This window comes from Bacillus australimaris, from assembly GCF_001307105.1.
GTDB classification, from domain to species: domain Bacteria; phylum Bacillota; class Bacilli; order Bacillales; family Bacillaceae; genus Bacillus; species Bacillus australimaris.
In genome coordinates, this window is sequence record NZ_LGYN01000012.1 from 76,830 (window position 1) to 92,161 (window position 15,332).

General features: G+C 41.4%; 14 protein-coding genes. 12 read left to right on the forward strand and 2 right to left on the reverse strand.

Features of this window, described 5'->3' with window-relative positions:
• The first annotated feature begins 17 nt into the window (after nt 1–17).
• A complete protein-coding gene (locus AKG37_RS07040; RefSeq protein ID WP_060698163.1) occupies nt 18–428 on the forward strand; it encodes a thiol-disulfide oxidoreductase DCC family protein in 411 nt (136 codons plus the stop codon).
• Between the two features lie 42 nt (nt 429–470).
• Here the strand turns inward: AKG37_RS07040 and AKG37_RS07045 are convergent, their stop codons facing one another.
• Entirely contained in the window at nt 471–1,028 is a 558-nt protein-coding gene (locus AKG37_RS07045; RefSeq protein WP_060698164.1) for a YufK family protein, read from the reverse strand.
• A gap of 185 nt (nt 1,029–1,213) precedes the next feature.
• Here AKG37_RS07045 and malK point away from each other — a divergent pair, with 185 nt between their 5' ends.
• The 7 genes from malK (at nt 1,214) to AKG37_RS07080 (ending at nt 10,186) form a co-directional block, all read left to right on the forward strand.
• The gene (gene malK / locus AKG37_RS07050; RefSeq protein WP_060698165.1) at nt 1,214–2,812 is read left to right on the forward strand and encodes a malate sensor histidine kinase MalK; all 1,599 of its coding nucleotides are present in this window, start codon (nt 1,214–1,216) and stop codon (nt 2,810–2,812) included.
• Nucleotides 2,805–3,512 carry a response regulator gene (locus AKG37_RS07055; RefSeq protein ID WP_060698166.1) on the forward strand — a complete coding sequence of 236 codons (708 nt, stop codon included), beginning with the start codon at nt 2,805–2,807 and terminating at the stop codon, nt 3,510–3,512. Before malK ends, AKG37_RS07055 begins: the two co-directional genes overlap by 8 nt.
• Nucleotides 3,513–3,895: 383 nt before the next feature.
• The gene (locus AKG37_RS07060) at nt 3,896–4,978 is read left to right on the forward strand and encodes a BMP family lipoprotein (RefSeq protein WP_060698167.1); all 1,083 of its coding nucleotides are present in this window, start codon (nt 3,896–3,898) and stop codon (nt 4,976–4,978) included.
• Between the two features lie 159 nt (nt 4,979–5,137).
• Nucleotides 5,138–6,673, forward strand: a complete 1,536-nt coding sequence (locus AKG37_RS07065) for an ABC transporter ATP-binding protein (RefSeq protein WP_060698168.1) — start codon at nt 5,138–5,140, stop codon at nt 6,671–6,673.
• Entirely contained in the window at nt 6,666–7,712 is a 1,047-nt protein-coding gene (locus AKG37_RS07070) for an ABC transporter permease (protein ID WP_060698169.1), read from the forward strand. The genes AKG37_RS07065 and AKG37_RS07070 overlap by 8 nt, the downstream gene beginning before the upstream one ends.
• On the forward strand, nt 7,713–8,672 hold the full coding sequence (locus tag AKG37_RS07075) for an ABC transporter permease (protein WP_060698170.1): 960 nt from the start codon (nt 7,713–7,715) through the stop codon (nt 8,670–8,672).
• A gap of 176 nt (nt 8,673–8,848) precedes the next feature.
• Nucleotides 8,849–10,186 carry a 2-hydroxycarboxylate transporter family protein gene (locus tag AKG37_RS07080; RefSeq protein WP_060698171.1) on the forward strand — a complete coding sequence of 446 codons (1,338 nt, stop codon included), beginning with the start codon at nt 8,849–8,851 and terminating at the stop codon, nt 10,184–10,186.
• A gap of 75 nt (nt 10,187–10,261) precedes the next feature.
• Here AKG37_RS07080 and AKG37_RS07085 read toward each other — a convergent pair whose 3' ends face one another.
• Nucleotides 10,262–10,471 (reverse strand): hypothetical protein, encoded by a 210-nt coding sequence (locus tag AKG37_RS07085; protein ID WP_060698172.1) that lies wholly within the window; start codon nt 10,469–10,471, stop codon nt 10,262–10,264.
• 215 nt (nt 10,472–10,686) lie between these two features.
• Between AKG37_RS07085 and AKG37_RS07090 the strand changes: the two genes are divergently transcribed.
• From AKG37_RS07090 to AKG37_RS07105, 4 genes are read left to right on the forward strand one after another with little or no spacing between them, the layout of a single operon-like run.
• Nucleotides 10,687–13,092 (forward strand): Na+/H+ antiporter subunit A, encoded by a 2,406-nt coding sequence (locus tag AKG37_RS07090; RefSeq protein ID WP_060698173.1) that lies wholly within the window; start codon nt 10,687–10,689, stop codon nt 13,090–13,092.
• On the forward strand, nt 13,089–13,520 hold the full coding sequence (locus tag AKG37_RS07095) for a Na(+)/H(+) antiporter subunit B (RefSeq protein ID WP_060698174.1): 432 nt from the start codon (nt 13,089–13,091) through the stop codon (nt 13,518–13,520). Before AKG37_RS07090 ends, AKG37_RS07095 begins: the two co-directional genes overlap by 4 nt.
• On the forward strand, nt 13,520–13,861 hold the full coding sequence (locus tag AKG37_RS07100) for a Na(+)/H(+) antiporter subunit C (RefSeq protein ID WP_060698175.1): 342 nt from the start codon (nt 13,520–13,522) through the stop codon (nt 13,859–13,861). Before AKG37_RS07095 ends, AKG37_RS07100 begins: the two co-directional genes overlap by 1 nt.
• Nucleotides 13,854–15,332 (forward strand): Na+/H+ antiporter subunit D, encoded by a 1,479-nt coding sequence (locus AKG37_RS07105; protein ID WP_060698176.1) that lies wholly within the window; start codon nt 13,854–13,856, stop codon nt 15,330–15,332. Before AKG37_RS07100 ends, AKG37_RS07105 begins: the two co-directional genes overlap by 8 nt.

Below are 15,332 nucleotides of genomic sequence, written 5' to 3' on the forward strand. Positions count from 1 at the left end.
CAGGAGGTTTGATTGCGATGCATTCAACACATCCACCCCATTTAATTTTATTTGACGGTGTCTGCAACGTGTGCAGCGGCGCTGTTCAGTTTGTGATTAAGCGCGATCCGAATGGACAGATGATGTTCGCTTCATTACAATCAGATACAGGACAGCGTATATTAAAAGAAAACGGTTTGCCTTTAGATGAGTTCAATTCATTCATCTATATTGAAAAAGGAACGCTTTATACGAAATCAACAGGCATCTTAAAAGCCGCGCGGCATTTAAAAGGGATATACAGATGGAGCTACTTCCTCCTTGTCATCCCTCGCCCAATCCGTGATTGGTTTTATCAGGTGATTGCGAAAAATCGCTACAAGTGGTTTGGTCAAAAAACCTCTTGTATGATGCCTACACCCGATATTCAAAAACGTTTTCTTTCATAAAAAAAGCATCCTCCAATGATGGAGGATGCTTTCTTTGTCTGTTTATGAAGGCAGACTTGCCATCACACTGTTATACAACTTAATAAATAAGTACAAAATGCCGATTAAAAATGTGGCCCAAAATAGCAGAATAAACATCATAAATCCAATCAAATTCAGCATATTAAGCGATTGATAAATGCGAACCACAACCCAGATAAAATAAACAAGACTTGCTAAAACAAACAGTCCGACTAGCAGAATGAGCTGCTGCGTCAACAGGAATGCAAGCAAGCTGGCAAATAAATAAACAACGGATGCAATTCGAATTTTCTTTAAGTTCTCCCCTTCAGGGTCCTTAGCGAAAAAGAGTAACGCTAGCTCTAATACCGTATCTGCAATCAATTTTAAAGCAGATAAGATCATAAAATAAACAAGTGCAAAAGCGGCAAAGAGAGCAAGACGGATGCCCTGTTCTGAGAAAAATTCCAGCATTCCCTTTAAAATACCTGCTTGAGTTAAGAATTCAGTTGTGATACCTACTGTGAAAATCGAAAAAGCAGAGCTGAATAGTAAAATCGAAATCAGCGGAAAATATCCAGTCAAATATGTATTTTTCATAAATAGTTCCTTTCTCATAAGCTCACATTTATTATGGCTCACTTAAAACGGATTGACAAGATGCTTTCAAAGTAAAGTGGCAGCAAAATCAAATTTGTGATTTTGCACGTACATTCCTTCACAAACTTTCATTTTCCAGTTAAAGTATTACTATTACGAAAAAATCGTGCGTTAGGGGTATACTCGTGAAAAAAACTTTAAGACTGCAAACACGGCTGACGATCTTTGTGTGTATCGTTGTCCTGATCTCCCTTTGTATCACATTCTTTACGATATGGTCGGAAACAGCTAAGAACATCCATCAGCAGGAGCGTGACATTGCCCTCTCCACTGCCAAAATGGTCGCAGAGGCGCCGATCACTGCACAATCATTAGAAGACCATTCATATTCAGCATTACGAAAATATACAACACGTGTTCAGCAAATCACCAAAACTGAATTCGTTGTCGTGATGGATATGAACGGTATCCGCAAAACACATCCGAATCCGCAGAAGATTGGAAAGCGTTTTGCCGGCGGTGATGAAAAACCGGCTTTACAAGGGAAAGAACATATTAGTACGGCTTCTGGAACACTCGGCAGATCCATGCGTGCTTTTGTTCCTGTTTATGATCAAAACGGAAAGCAGCTCGGGGCTGTGGCCGTAGGGATTACGTTAAAGGAAATTGACTTGATTATTCATCAAAGCTTACTTCCGCTCTACTTCGTCACATCACTCAGCCTTCTATCTGGCATTATCGGCGCACTCATTGTTGCAAGAAAAGTAAAGAAGATTATGTTTGGCCTGGAACCGGATGAGATCGCCACATTATTAAAAGAACGAAGCGCCATGCTAGAATCGACAAAAGAAGGGATTCTTGCCGTCGACCAGCACGGTCAAATCAAGCTGGCCAATGCTGAAGCCAAACGGCTCTTTCATAATATGGGCATTCTGGTTGATCCTAGAGAACAAGATGTCCAGACTCTCCTCCCATCAAGCGGCTTAAAGCAGGTCATTGAAACACGCAAGCCGCTGCTTGATCGTGACGTGAGAATGAATGGATTGGAACTCGTCTTTAATGAAGTACCCATTACAGTAAACAACGAGATTGTCGGGGCCATCGCCACCTTCCGTGATAAAACTGAAGTCAAACATCTAGCTGAGCAGCTGAGCGGGGTCAAAATGTATGCCAATGCCCTTCGTGCCCAATCACATGAATTTATGAACAAGCTTCATGTCATTTTAGGGTTGGTCCAGCTCAAAAACTACGATGACCTTGGCACCTATATCAAAGATATTGCGATCTATCAGCAAACGGAAACAAATGAGATCATCAATCATGTGAAAAACACGGTTTTAGCAGGATTTTTACTAGGGAAACAAAGCTATATTCGGGAACAGGGTGCTTCATTAGAAGTCATTTGCAGCACACAAGTGCCTAATTCAGAGGATCCGGCAGTGACGCATGATCTCATTACTGTGATTGGCAATTTGTTAAATAACGCGCTCGATGCGGTTTCTCATACTGAGATTAAAAACATCTCGATCTCCTTCCGATACGTCCAGGAGCAGCTTCATATTGAAATCACAGATACAGGTGTTGGACTCACAAAAGAAGAACAAAACACCATGTTTGATCAAGGCTTTTCAACTAAAGGAGAAGACAGAGGGTTCGGGCTCTACTTCGTTGATCAAAGCATCAAAAAATTGAACGGACATATGATTGTCACGAGTGAAAAAGGAGAAGGAACGACCTTTAGTCTCCGCATTCCGTATAAACAAAAGGAGGATTCACATGATTAATGTGTTAATAGTAGAAGATGATCCAATGGTTGGGGAGTTGAATAAACGATACCTCACCCAAATAGAAGGCTTTGAGTTAAAAGGAATTGCCACATCTTTTCAGCAGGCACTTGAAAAGTTAAAAACAGAAGTCATCCACCTTGTGCTGCTCGATATTTATATGCCTGGTCAAAATGGACTGGCCTTATTATCAGAAATTCGTCAGCAAAATCATTCCGTTGATGTCATTGTCATTTCTGCCGCCAATGAAGTGGACGTTGTCCAGCAAACGATGCGAAACGGAGCGGTTGATTATTTAATCAAGCCTTTTGAGTTCGAGCGATTCCAATCTGCGCTTGCAGAATATAAACGAAAACATGCCCTGTATCAATCCATGAACAGTATTTCGCAAAACGATTTAGATGCGAAGCTTTTTCATAAAAAAGCAGAGGCAGAAAAAGTCCTTCTGCCAAAAGGTTTGACGAAAAGCACACTTAAACTTATTTGGACAAGCATTCAATCATTTGGTCAACAGGCTTTCACAACCGAAGACCTAGCTAATCATACAGAAATCTCTCAAGTTTCCATTAGAAAATACTTGAAATTTCTTGAGGACATCGAAGTAGTTGATGTGGAAATGGCATATGGGACAATTGGCCGCCCTGTTTTCCAATATAAACTGAATACAAGCAATATGAATTTGATTCAGCAATATCTATAATTTGACACATCTGACCTTGACGAAAGGCCAGATGTTTTTTTATGGCACACGATGTAACAAACCCCTTGATATCAATGGTTCTACTGTAGTAGAGCACATCATAAAAGCGGCATTATATCATATTTCAGCCGAGAAAAAGACATTGAATTAAGCCTTTTAACATTTTTTTAAAAATAAAACAAATTTCTATTTATTTATTCGATCGGAAATGATAAATTATGATTGATTAGTTGAACGAGATATAAGTCTGATGTCTTACATCTTCTCTCCTGCCTTCTAAGAAAGCAGGATAAAATACCCTTTTCAGAAGGGTGTGAAGAGATAGATCGGTCTTTTTTCGCTAAACTTTTCTGAAACTTTTAAATTTTATAGGGGGTTATGTTTTGAAGAAGCGCAAAATTGGACTAGCATTGTCCTTAGTCGTAGCAGCAGGAACCATCCTTGGAGCATGCGGCAACTCTGGCTCAAACAGCGGTGAAAGCAAAAAAGATAAAGATCAATTCACTGTTGCAATGGTAACTGATGTCGGTGGTGTCGATGACAAATCGTTTAACCAATCAGCTTGGGAAGGTTTACAAGCATTTGGGAAAGACAACAATTTAACAAAAGGTAAAAACGGCTTTGATTACTTACAATCTAAATCAGACGCTGACTATACAACAAACTTAAACACACTTGCTCGTGAGAAATTCGATCTTATTTACGGAATTGGTTTCTTAATGGAAGATGCTATATCTGAAATTGCGGATCAACGTAAGAAAAACCACTTTGCTATCGTTGATGCAGTCGTGAAAAAAGACAACGTGGCTAGCATTGTGTTTAACGAAAACGAAGGATCATTTCTTGTGGGTGTTGCGGCTGCTCTTACAACAAAATCAAACAAAATTGGTTTTGTCGGCGGCGTTGATTCTGAATTAGTCAGAAAATTCGAAGTCGGTTTCCGTGCAGGTGTTCAAGCTGCTAACCCGAAAGCAAAAGTTGAAGTGAAATATGCTGGTGCATTCGATAAGGCTGATATCGGAAAAGCAACAGCTGAAAGTATGTACAAATCCGGCGTCGACATCATCTATCATGCTGCTGGCGGCACTGGAACTGGTGTCTTCACAGAAGCGAAAAACCTGAAAAAAGCGGATCCTAACCGTAAAGTTTGGGTCATCGGTGTAGATAAAGACCAGTATGACGAAGGAAAAGTACCTGGAACAAAACAAAGTGTCACCCTTACTTCTATGGTTAAGAAAGTAGACACAGCGGTACAAGACTTAACAACAAAAGCAAAAGAAGGTAAGTTCCCTGGCGGCGAAGTGATCACATACGGTCTGAAAGAAGGCGCTCTTGACATCTCTCCATCCAAGGAAAACCTTGATAAAGATGTATTAAAGAAAGTTGAAGAATGGAAACAAAAAATCATCAAGGGTGAAATTAAAATCCCTGCAACACGTGATGAACTAAAAGATTTTAAAGCTTAATTTGAGCATCGGGATAAGCGCGGCTTATCCCCTTGCCTCTCCTTTACCTCCTCTTTATTCGTAAAAGGTGGTAAAAGAAAAGCTGCAGCCTCGTTTTGCAGCTTTTCTTTTGCTAGTTTTTATCTTCATCAGCACCCTAAAAAAGGAGCGGTTAAACCTGTGGATTATGTCATTGAAATGTTGAATATACGCAAAGAATTCCCTGGCATTGTAGCAAACGACAACATTACGCTGCAGCTAAAAAAGGGCGAAATTCATGCGCTGCTTGGTGAAAACGGCGCTGGAAAATCAACGCTCATGAACGTGCTTTTCGGACTGTACCAGCCTGAAAAAGGTGAAATCAAGGTGCACGGAAAACCCGTGACCATCTCTAATCCAAATGATGCTAGTGATTTAGGCATCGGAATGGTGCATCAGCACTTTATGCTTGTCGATACCTTCACTGTTGCTGAAAACATCATTTTAGGTAAAGAGCCAAAGAAGTTTGGAAAGATTGACAAAGAACTGGCCATACAGCAAGTACAAGAGCTTTCTGACCGCTATGGTTTGAAAATAGATCCTGCCGCAAAAGTATCTGACATCTCTGTCGGCATGCAGCAGCGTGCAGAAATCTTAAAAACACTTTACCGCGGCGCTGATATTTTGATCTTCGATGAACCAACGGCCGTTTTAACACCTCAAGAAATTAAAGAACTCATACAAATCATGAAAAACTTAATTAATGAAGGCAAATCCATTATTTTAATTACCCACAAGCTGAAAGAAATTATGGATGCCTGTCATCGCGTGACCATTATCCGAAAAGGCCAAGGTATTCGTACACTTGATGTGGAAAGCACAAACAAAGACGAACTTGCGAGCCTCATGGTTGGCCGTGAAGTGTCATTTAAAACAGACAAAAAAGCAGCTTCTCCTACTGAGGAAGTCCTTCAAATTCAAGACCTCACGGTAAAAGACGCAAGAGGAATTGAAGCGGTCAAACAATTGAACCTTTCAGTGAAAGCTGGCGAAATTGTTGGAATTGCTGGGGTAGATGGCAATGGTCAGTCTGAATTAATTGAAGCCATTACCGGTCTAAAAAAATCAGAATCTGGCACGATCATGCTAAATGGGAAAGCTATTCAAAACCTCCCGCCTCGTAAAGTGACTGAATCTGGGATTGGCCACATTCCTCAGGACCGTCATAAGCACGGACTTGTGCTCGATTTTTCAATTGGAGAAAATATTTCCTTACAAACGTATTATCAGCGCCCTTATTCAAAATTTGGCTTGTTGAATATGAAAAATATTTATGAAAAAGCAAAACAAATCATTGCGGAATATGACGTCAGAACACCGAGTGAATATACAGAAGCACGTGCTCTGTCAGGCGGTAACCAGCAAAAAGCCATTATCGGCCGTGAAGTTGACCGCAATCCTGATTTATTAATTGCCGCTCAGCCGACACGCGGACTTGATGTCGGTGCAATTGAATTTGTTCATAAACGTCTGATTGAGCAAAGAGATGCGGGCAAAGCCGTTCTGCTCATCTCCTTTGAACTTGATGAAATTATCAATGTCAGTGATAAAATTGCGGTCATTTTCGAAGGCAGCATTATTGCCATCGTTGATCCAAAAGAAACAACAGAGCAAGAACTGGGTCTTTTAATGGCTGGAAGTACGCAACAGGAAGTGGGGAAAGAAGCAAATGTCTAATCGCTTAACAAATCTGCTGATTCCGCTTATAGCCATTGTACTTGGTCTTATCGTTGGGGCCATTATTATGCTGGCGAGCGGTTATAGTGTCATCGAAGGCTATGGTGCTCTTTGGAATGGCGTATTCGGTGAGACCTATTATATGGGAGAAACCATCAGACAAGTCACACCTTATATTTTATCAGGACTTGCTGTTGCCTTTGCATTTCGGACAGGCCTCTTTAATATTGGTGTAGAAGGCCAATTGCTTATGGGCTGGGTGGCTGCTGTATGGATCGGAACAACCGTCCATGCACCTATGTATATCCATTTGCCGCTTGCACTCATCACCGCAGCTGCTGCTGGTGCTTTATGGGGCTTTATTCCCGGATTTTTAAAAGCTCGTTTTTATGTGCATGAAGTGATTGTCACGATTATGATGAACTACATTGCCCTTCATGTCACGAACTATTTGATCTCAAATGTCTTAACAGACAATAAAGATAAAACAGACAAAATTGATGCCACTGCTTCGCTTCGATCTGGCTTTTTTGAACAGATCACCGATTTCTCCCGGATGCATAACGGTATTTTTGTTGCCATTATTGCAGCGGTCGTGATGTGGGTAATTATTCAAAAAACCTCTAAAGGATTTGAATTGCGGGCTGTTGGTATGAACCAGCAAGCCTCACATTATGCTGGTATGAACGTTCGCCGCAACATCATTTATGCGATGCTCATTTCAGGTGCTTTTGCAGGTCTTGCAGGCGCTATGGAAGGCCTTGGCACATTTGAATATGCATCTATTAAAGGCTCGTTTACTGGCGTAGGTTTTGATGGAATCGCCGTCGCTTTATTAGGTGGAAATACGGCTATTGGTGTTGTACTTGCTGCATTATTGCTTGGTGGATTGAAGGTCGGCGCTTTAAATATGCCGCTTGAATCTGGCGTACCGACTGAGGTTGTTGATATTGTCATTGCGATCATCATTCTTTTCGTCGCCTCAAGCTATGTCATCCGTCTTGTGATTCAACAAATGAAGAAAAAGGGGGGAAAATAAGTGGGATTTCTGCAAATTCTTGAAATCATCATCCCAGCTACACTTGTTTATGCTGCACCACTTATTTTAACCGCTCTTGGAGGCGTCTTTTCAGAAAGATCAGGTGTTGTGAATATCGGTCTTGAAGGTTTGATGGTCGTCGGAGCATTTTCCAGTATTATCTTTAACTTATTTTTTGCTGATACGTTTGGAGACTTGACCCCGTGGCTTGGGCTTCTTGTCGGAATGGTTATTGGCGGATTGTTCTCATTGATTCATGCAGTGGCGACCATTACCTTCCGAGCAGATCAAACGGTCAGTGGTGTGGCCATTAACATGCTGGCACTTGGCGCTACACTGTTTATCGTAAAACTAATTTATGGAAAAGCACAAACTGATAAAATTACAGAGCCTTTCTATAAAGGAGATATTCCCCTTTTAAGTAACATTCCGATCATTGGCGATATTTTCTTTAAAGATGTTTATTATACGTCCATCCTCGCCTTAGCTCTTGCGGTTGTTGCTTGGTTTGTTTTATTTAAAATGCCGTTTGGTCTTCGCCTTCGTGCAGTCGGAGAGCATCCAATGGCTGCTGATACAATGGGAATCAAAGTATACCGGATGCGCTATATCGCCGTCTTCATTAGTGGACTGTTTGGCGGTCTTGGCGGAGCTGTTTATGCGTCAACCATCTCGCTTGATTTCTCGCATGCTACCATTACTGGTCAAGGTTTCATTGCACTAGCTGCGCTTGTATTCGGTAAATGGCATCCATTTGGTGCAATGGGCGCTGCTTTATTCTTTGGATTTGCTCAAAGTTTAAGCATCATTGGCTCTCTACTGCCGCTATTCCAAGATATACCGAACGTGTATATGCTCATAGCACCATATGTGCTCACCATTTTAGCACTTACTGGCTTCATCGGACGTGCCGATGCACCGAAAGCACTTGGTACTCCTTATTTAAAAGGAAAACGATAAATACGATGTATGATCAATCCCCTGAAGGATAAACTACCTTCAGGGGATTTTTGTATGATAAAAACATAAAAAACACCCGTTTATTTTACTTTTATTACACTTAATTTAGTTTAATAAATAGATGAGTGTCACAGAATCTTCTACAATTGAGACAAATAGCATTTGGGGGTGTTGATGTGGCTAATACACAACAATTGAAATCGATTACAGATGACTCTGTCAATAATAAAAGCGTTTTCCGAAAGATCATGTCTTGGAAAATTGGTGTTATTGATCTACCTGTGTATTTAGTACTTGCAGCGATTATTTTAACTGCCGCTTATTTTAATAAAATTCCAGCAAATATGCTTGGTGGTTTCGCTGTTATTATGATTTTGGGGATTTTCCTTGGAGATGTAGGACAACGTATTCCAATCTTAAAAGATATTGGTGGACCGGCGATTCTTTCTTTATTCGTACCATCGTTCCTGGTCTTTTTTAATGTTCTGAATCCGAACTCATTGGAAGCGGTTACGTCACTTATGAAAACGTCGAACTTCCTTTACTTCTATATTTCTGCTCTTGTAGTAGGTAGTATTCTTGGGATGCAGCGAACTGTTTTAGTACAAGGCCTTATTCGTATGTTTGTTCCTCTAGTTGCAGGTACAATTGCAGCTGTGAGTGCTGGAATTCTAGTTGGTCTTTTAGTTGGTTACACACCGCATCACTCATTCTTCTTTATTATTGTACCGATTATTGCCGGTGGTGTTGGAGAAGGGATTTTGCCATTATCTATCGCTTATTCACAAATTCTAGATGTATCAGCAGAATCATTAATTTCTCAATTAATTCCTGCTGCTGTCATCGGGAACGTCATTGCGATTATCTGTGCTGGCGCACTGAAGAAGCTTGGTGAGAGACGTCCTGAACTAAACGGAAATGGCCGTCTTGTGAAATCAAAAGAAGCAAACGAAATCTTCGAGCAGCCGGATTTGGATGCAAAAGTTGATTTCGGGTTAATGGGTGCTGGTGTACTTGTTGCTTGTACAACCTTCATCTTTGGTGGTTTGTTAGAAAGCTTTGTTCATATTCCAGGTCCAATCTTAATGATTGTTCTTGCTGCTTTAATCAAATACTTAAACGTGATGCCTCAGCATCTGCAAAATGGCTCACAGCAGTTCTACAAGTTTGTATCAAAAAGCTTTACATGGCCGCTAATGGTTGGTCTTGGTATTCTGTACATTCCACTTGATGATGTAGCAACTGTCATCTCTATTCCATTTGTATGCGTCTGTATTGCTGTTGTACTAGCAATGGTTGGTTCTGGTTACTTCGTTGGAAAACTAATGAACATGTATCCAGTCGAATCTGCTATTGTCACTGGCTGTCACAGCGGACTTGGCGGTACTGGTGATGTTGCGATTCTTTCAGCTTCTGGAAGAATGGGTCTTATGCCTTTCGCACAAGTATCTACACGTCTTGGCGGAGCAGCAACTGTAATCTGCGCAACGATTTTACTTAGAATGTTTACTTAAAAATACACACATAAAAAGCATGAGCTCTACACATGGGCTCATGCTTTTTTATATTTCTTTTCTCCTATAGGACCCCTATTCATCAGCTAATACAACTCGTAAATATTCCCTCGGCTGAAAAGGATACAGCTTGGTATCTTGATAGCTCATATGAAGAAGGTGCTCAGAAAATAACGGCCACTCACTTCCGGCCTGCCACCTTTTTTGATCATTTCGGTCAATCAAGAATGCTCCTCCTAAAATCGTGCAGAATAGGCTTAAGCTGATGGCGATCTTTCGTTTCATTTGATCAGCTCCTTTAAGAAAAGCATGTACGAAAAACAAAACAATATACAATGAGGTTCGTTTTTGATAAAATTATTTTTAGGGTCAAAAGAACCCAAAAATACGATTTGTTTAAAATCGGTTCAAACCAATGCACTATGGCTGTATTTACGCTATAATTTTAATTACCAGTTCTTTTGAACGTGAATTATATTGATCAAAGGAGGTTCATTTTCTTGCAGCTTATTCACTTCGCCATCCTATCACCATTTTTACTCGCCTTTGTTGTCCCTTTCCTTTATAAATATGTAAGGCGTATACATACAGGATGGTTTGTTCTCATCTTGCCGATTCTTTTATTTACCTATTTCATTCAAATGCTACACATCACCTCGAATGGACGAACGCTTTTCTCACAGGCAGAATGGATTCCATCCTTAGGGATGAATTTCACTGTGTATGTCGATGGTCTCAGCCTGTTATTTGCTTTATTAATTACAGGTATCGGCGCACTTGTGGTGCTGTACAGTATTTTCTACTTATCAAAGGAAAAGGAACAGCTAGGCTCTTTCTATACGTATTTGTTAATGTTTATGACCGCAATGCTTGGTGTCGTTCTATCTGACAACATGGTGGTTCTATACTTGTTCTGGGAGCTAACTAGTATCTCTTCCTTCCTCTTAATTGGGTATTGGTATAAGCGGGAGCGCTCTAGGTATGGAGCGACCAAATCACTGCTTATAACTGTTTTTGGCGGATTAGCTATGCTTGGTGGCTTCATCCTCATTTACCTGATTACTGATTCATTCAGTATTCGTGAAGCAGTCAATCAGCTTCAGCTCATTATGGCATCACCTTACTTTGTCCCTGCCATGATCCTGATTTTACTAGGTGCCTTTACGAAATCAGCGCAGTTCCCATTCTATATCTGGCTGCCTGATGCAATGGAAGCACCGACCCCTGTGAGCAGTTATCTGCATTCAGCTACGATGGTAAAAGCCGGTATTTACCTTGTTGCCCGCTTCAGTCCAATCTTTGCTATATCAGAGGTATGGTTCTGGACCATTTCCATCGTCGGACTTGTCACATTATTCTGGGGATCATTCCACGCCGTCCGGCAAAACGATTTGAAAGCCATCCTGGCCTATTCGACAGTGAGTCAGCTCGGTATGATTATGCTCATGCTTGGAGTCGGCGCCGCTGCCATTCATGAAAACAATCCTGCCTTTTTTGGCGCGGCCGTCCTTGCTGCTATTTTTCATCTCATTAACCATGCTACGTTTAAAGGCAGTCTCTTTATGGCTGCTGGCATTATCGATCACGAAACAGGAACTCGTGACATTCGCAAATTAGGCGGGTTAATGACCATCATGCCGATTACCTTTACGATCACATTAATCGGTACATTTTCCATGGCTGGACTCCCGCCATTTAACGGTTTCTTAAGTAAAGAGCTATTTTTCACAAGTATGATACGAATTTCTGACATCCGCTTTACCGACGTTTCGACATGGGGTGCTATCTTCCCAGCACTCGCTTGGCTCGCTAGTGTCTTTACATTCATTTACAGTATGATGCTCCTCTTTAAAACATTTAGAGGCCGTCTGAAAGTAGATGAATTGGAGAAAAAACCACATGAAGCACCAATTGGCATGCTGATTCCACCAATCATTCTCGCTGCACTTGTGGTTACATTCTTCTTTTTCCCTAATATTCTTGCCTATTCTGTCATTGAACCTGCGATTGCGGCGATCATTCCTGAGGCGATTGAATCGGGAAGTCGTTTTGCTGTGAAGATAGAAGCATGGCATGGTTTCCAGCCAGAGCTCTATATGACAATAGGTGTTGTGGTACTCGGTACAATTGGCTACTTGACCTTGTCAAAATGGCGTCCAATGTACAACATCTTTAAAGAAAAATGGTCATTTAACTCTTTATATGACCGCTCTCTAATCGGTTTTGAAAAAGGATCGTATCGCCTGACAAACAGTTATATGACTGGTTTTCTACGTGACTATCTTGTCTATGTGTTTGGGTTCATGATTATCGTCATTGGCGGCGTCATGTTTTATCAGCAAGCCTTCTCATTTCAAACAGATCAGGCTGCTCCAATTGGCACGTATGAGGTCATTCTTTCACTTGTGATGGTTGCCGCGACGATTACGACTGTATTCGCCAGCTCACGATTAACAGCTATTATTGCTCTAGGTGTCATGGGATACACGCTGTCATTATTCTTCGTGATTTTCAGAGCACCTGACCTTGCGCTGACGCAGCTGATTATTGAAACGATTTCTGTCGCACTGTTTTTGCTTTGCTTCTATCATTTGCCGAAGCTGAGCTTAAAGCAAAAAACGAGAAGATTCAAAATGACCAATTTCATCATTTCATTGGGTGTTGGGGTTATTGTCACTTGTCTAGCCTTTGCTTCCACAAGTCAGCAGTCACTGGACACCATTTCAACTTACTTTATTGAAAACAGCTATAAACTAGCTGGCGGTGACAACATTGTCAATGTCATTCTTGTCGATTTCAGGGGCTTTGATACCCTCTTTGAGATTACCGTACTCGCCATTGCGGCACTCGGTGTTTATGGGTTATTAAAAACACAAACAAAACGGAAGAGAGGTGTGCGGCGATGAGAAAGATTGATACGAATGATATGCTCTTGCAAGTCACAACAAAAATCACAGCATTCATCATCTTGCTTTTCTCCCTTCACCTATTTCTTGCGGGACATAACAATCCTGGCGGGGGATTCATTGGCGGCCTGATGAGTGCTGGGGCTGTCGTCCTTCTGCTTTTAGCCTATGACCTGAAAACAGTAAGACGCATTTTACCATTTGACTTTATTTATGTTGCTGGAACTGGTTTGCTCGTTGCGATCCTAACAGGTATGGGATCTTTTCTATTCGGTGCACCTTTTCTATCCCATGCATTTGATTATTTTCAATTACCGTTTCTAGGAAAAACAGAACTGGCGACAGCCGTCCTGTTTGATATTGGTGTATATTTGGTTGTTGTCGGTGTCACCATGACCATTATTCAAACGATTGGAGAGAAGGAATAATGGAATTTCTAATGTCTATTATCGTCGGAGTTATCTTTATGGCGGCGACCTATTTGATGCTGTCAAAAAGCCTTCTGCGGGTCATCGTCGGTACTGCTGTTTTGAGTCACGGCGTCCATTTGCTTCTTTTAACAATGGGCGGCTTAAAAAAAGGAGCACCTCCCGTTCTAAAAGAGGGGCTCACATCCTATGTAGATCCATTGCCACAAGCATTAATTTTAACAGCCATTGTCATTGCTTTTGGGGTGACATCCTTTTTACTTGTCATGGCCTTCCGTGCCTTCCAAGAGCTGCGAACAGATGACATGGATCAAATGAGAGGAAATGATCAGCATGAATAATCTCGTGATCCTGCCTATTTTAATTCCATTACTAGCTGCTACACTATTGATCTTTATGAATAAGAATATCATGCTATCAAGAGTCTTTAGTGTGCTTGCATCTCTTTTAGCCATTATTTGTAATGCATATTTAGTTCAAACGATTTTCACAAATGGGATACAAACTCTTTATTTGGGCGGCTGGAAAGCACCCTTTGGGATTGCTCTTGTAGCCGATCAATTTGCCGCACTCCTTGTGCTGACCGCTTCTGTCGTTGGGCTAGTGACAGTTCTCTTCTCCTTTCAAACGATTGGGAAAGAAAGAGAGCGGCTGTTCTATTATTCCGGCGTGCAGTTCTTGTTGGCTGGCGTGAGCGGAGCCTTTTTAACAGGAGATATTTTCAACCTGTTTGTATTCTTTGAACTGCTGCTAATGGCGTCTTACATGCTCATTGTGTTAGGCGGATCAAAGCCGCAGCTTCGCGAATCACTCAAATATATTGTGTTTAATATCATCTCATCAGCATTATTTATTGTCGGGGTCGCCTGTTTATATGCCGTAACGGGCACACTCAATATGGCTGATTTAAGTGTAAAAATAGCTGAATCAGGGCAAACAGGGTTAATCACTGTCATTTCCATTCTGTTCCTCATTGTATTCGGCTTAAAAGCTGGGGTCTTCCCGCTTTATTTCTGGCTGCCAGGATCGTATCACGCTCCGCCAGCAGCGATTTCAGCTCTATTTGGGGCTTTGCTTACAAAGGTCGGCTTATATGCGATAGCCAGAGTTTTCACGTTAATTTTTATACATGATACGGGCTTCACACATACACTCATGGCGTGGCTAGCTGCTCTGACGGTCATATTCGGTGTGATTGGCTCGATCGCCTATTCCGATGTGCAAAAGATCGTGATTTATAACATTGTCACAGCGGTTGGGGTCATTTTGTTTGGAATTGCAGCGAATACACCAGCCTCCCTTCAAGGAGCCATTTATTATCTCATTCATGACATGGTGATCAAAGGGGCCTTATTTATGCTGGCAGGTGCACTCTTTGCGTACGCTGGCACTCATCAACTGAAAAAAATGGGCGGGTTGATTCAATCCCAGCCTCTATTAGGTTGGATGTATTTCATATCGGCTTTATCATTGGCAGGAATTCCGCCTCTAAGTGGTTTTGTTGGGAAGTTAAAAATTGTGGAAGGTGGATTTTCTGCTGGATACATGACGTTTTCTATTCTGGTCTTACTGTCCAGTCTGCTTGTCCTCTACTCTATTATGAGAATTTTCATGTCCGCATTTTGGGGTGAGGAACAGGATAAGCGCAGAAGAAAACCGTCAATTAAAGGAATGGTGTATCCTGGCGTACTGCTTGTTGTCTTATCGCTTGCGATTGGGTTAGGGACAGAGTTCATTGCCCCTTATATCAATCAAGCAGCGGAAATGCTCTCAACACCAGAAAAATATATTCAAGCTGTGCTGAAGGAGTAG

What these genes read in the sequence shown, in the direction of transcription:
- AKG37_RS07100 (WP_060698175.1), top strand. Translation starts at nt 13,520, where the DNA reads ATGGAATTTCTAATGTCTATTATCGTCGGAGTTATCTTTATGGCGGCG.
- AKG37_RS07055 (WP_060698166.1), top strand. Translation starts at nt 2,805, where the DNA reads ATGATTAATGTGTTAATAGTAGAAGATGATCCAATGGTTGGGGAGTTG.
- AKG37_RS07095 (WP_060698174.1), top strand. Translation starts at nt 13,089, where the DNA reads ATGAGAAAGATTGATACGAATGATATGCTCTTGCAAGTCACAACAAAA.
- AKG37_RS07105 (WP_060698176.1), top strand. Translation starts at nt 13,854, where the DNA reads ATGAATAATCTCGTGATCCTGCCTATTTTAATTCCATTACTAGCTGCT.
- AKG37_RS07085 (WP_060698172.1), bottom strand. Translation starts at nt 10,471, where the DNA reads ATGAAACGAAAGATCGCCATCAGCTTAAGCCTATTCTGCACGATTTTA.
- AKG37_RS07070 (WP_060698169.1), top strand. Translation starts at nt 6,666, where the DNA reads ATGTCTAATCGCTTAACAAATCTGCTGATTCCGCTTATAGCCATTGTA.
- AKG37_RS07045 (WP_060698164.1), bottom strand. Translation starts at nt 1,028, where the DNA reads ATGAAAAATACATATTTGACTGGATATTTTCCGCTGATTTCGATTTTA.
- AKG37_RS07040 (WP_060698163.1), top strand. Translation starts at nt 18, where the DNA reads ATGCATTCAACACATCCACCCCATTTAATTTTATTTGACGGTGTCTGC.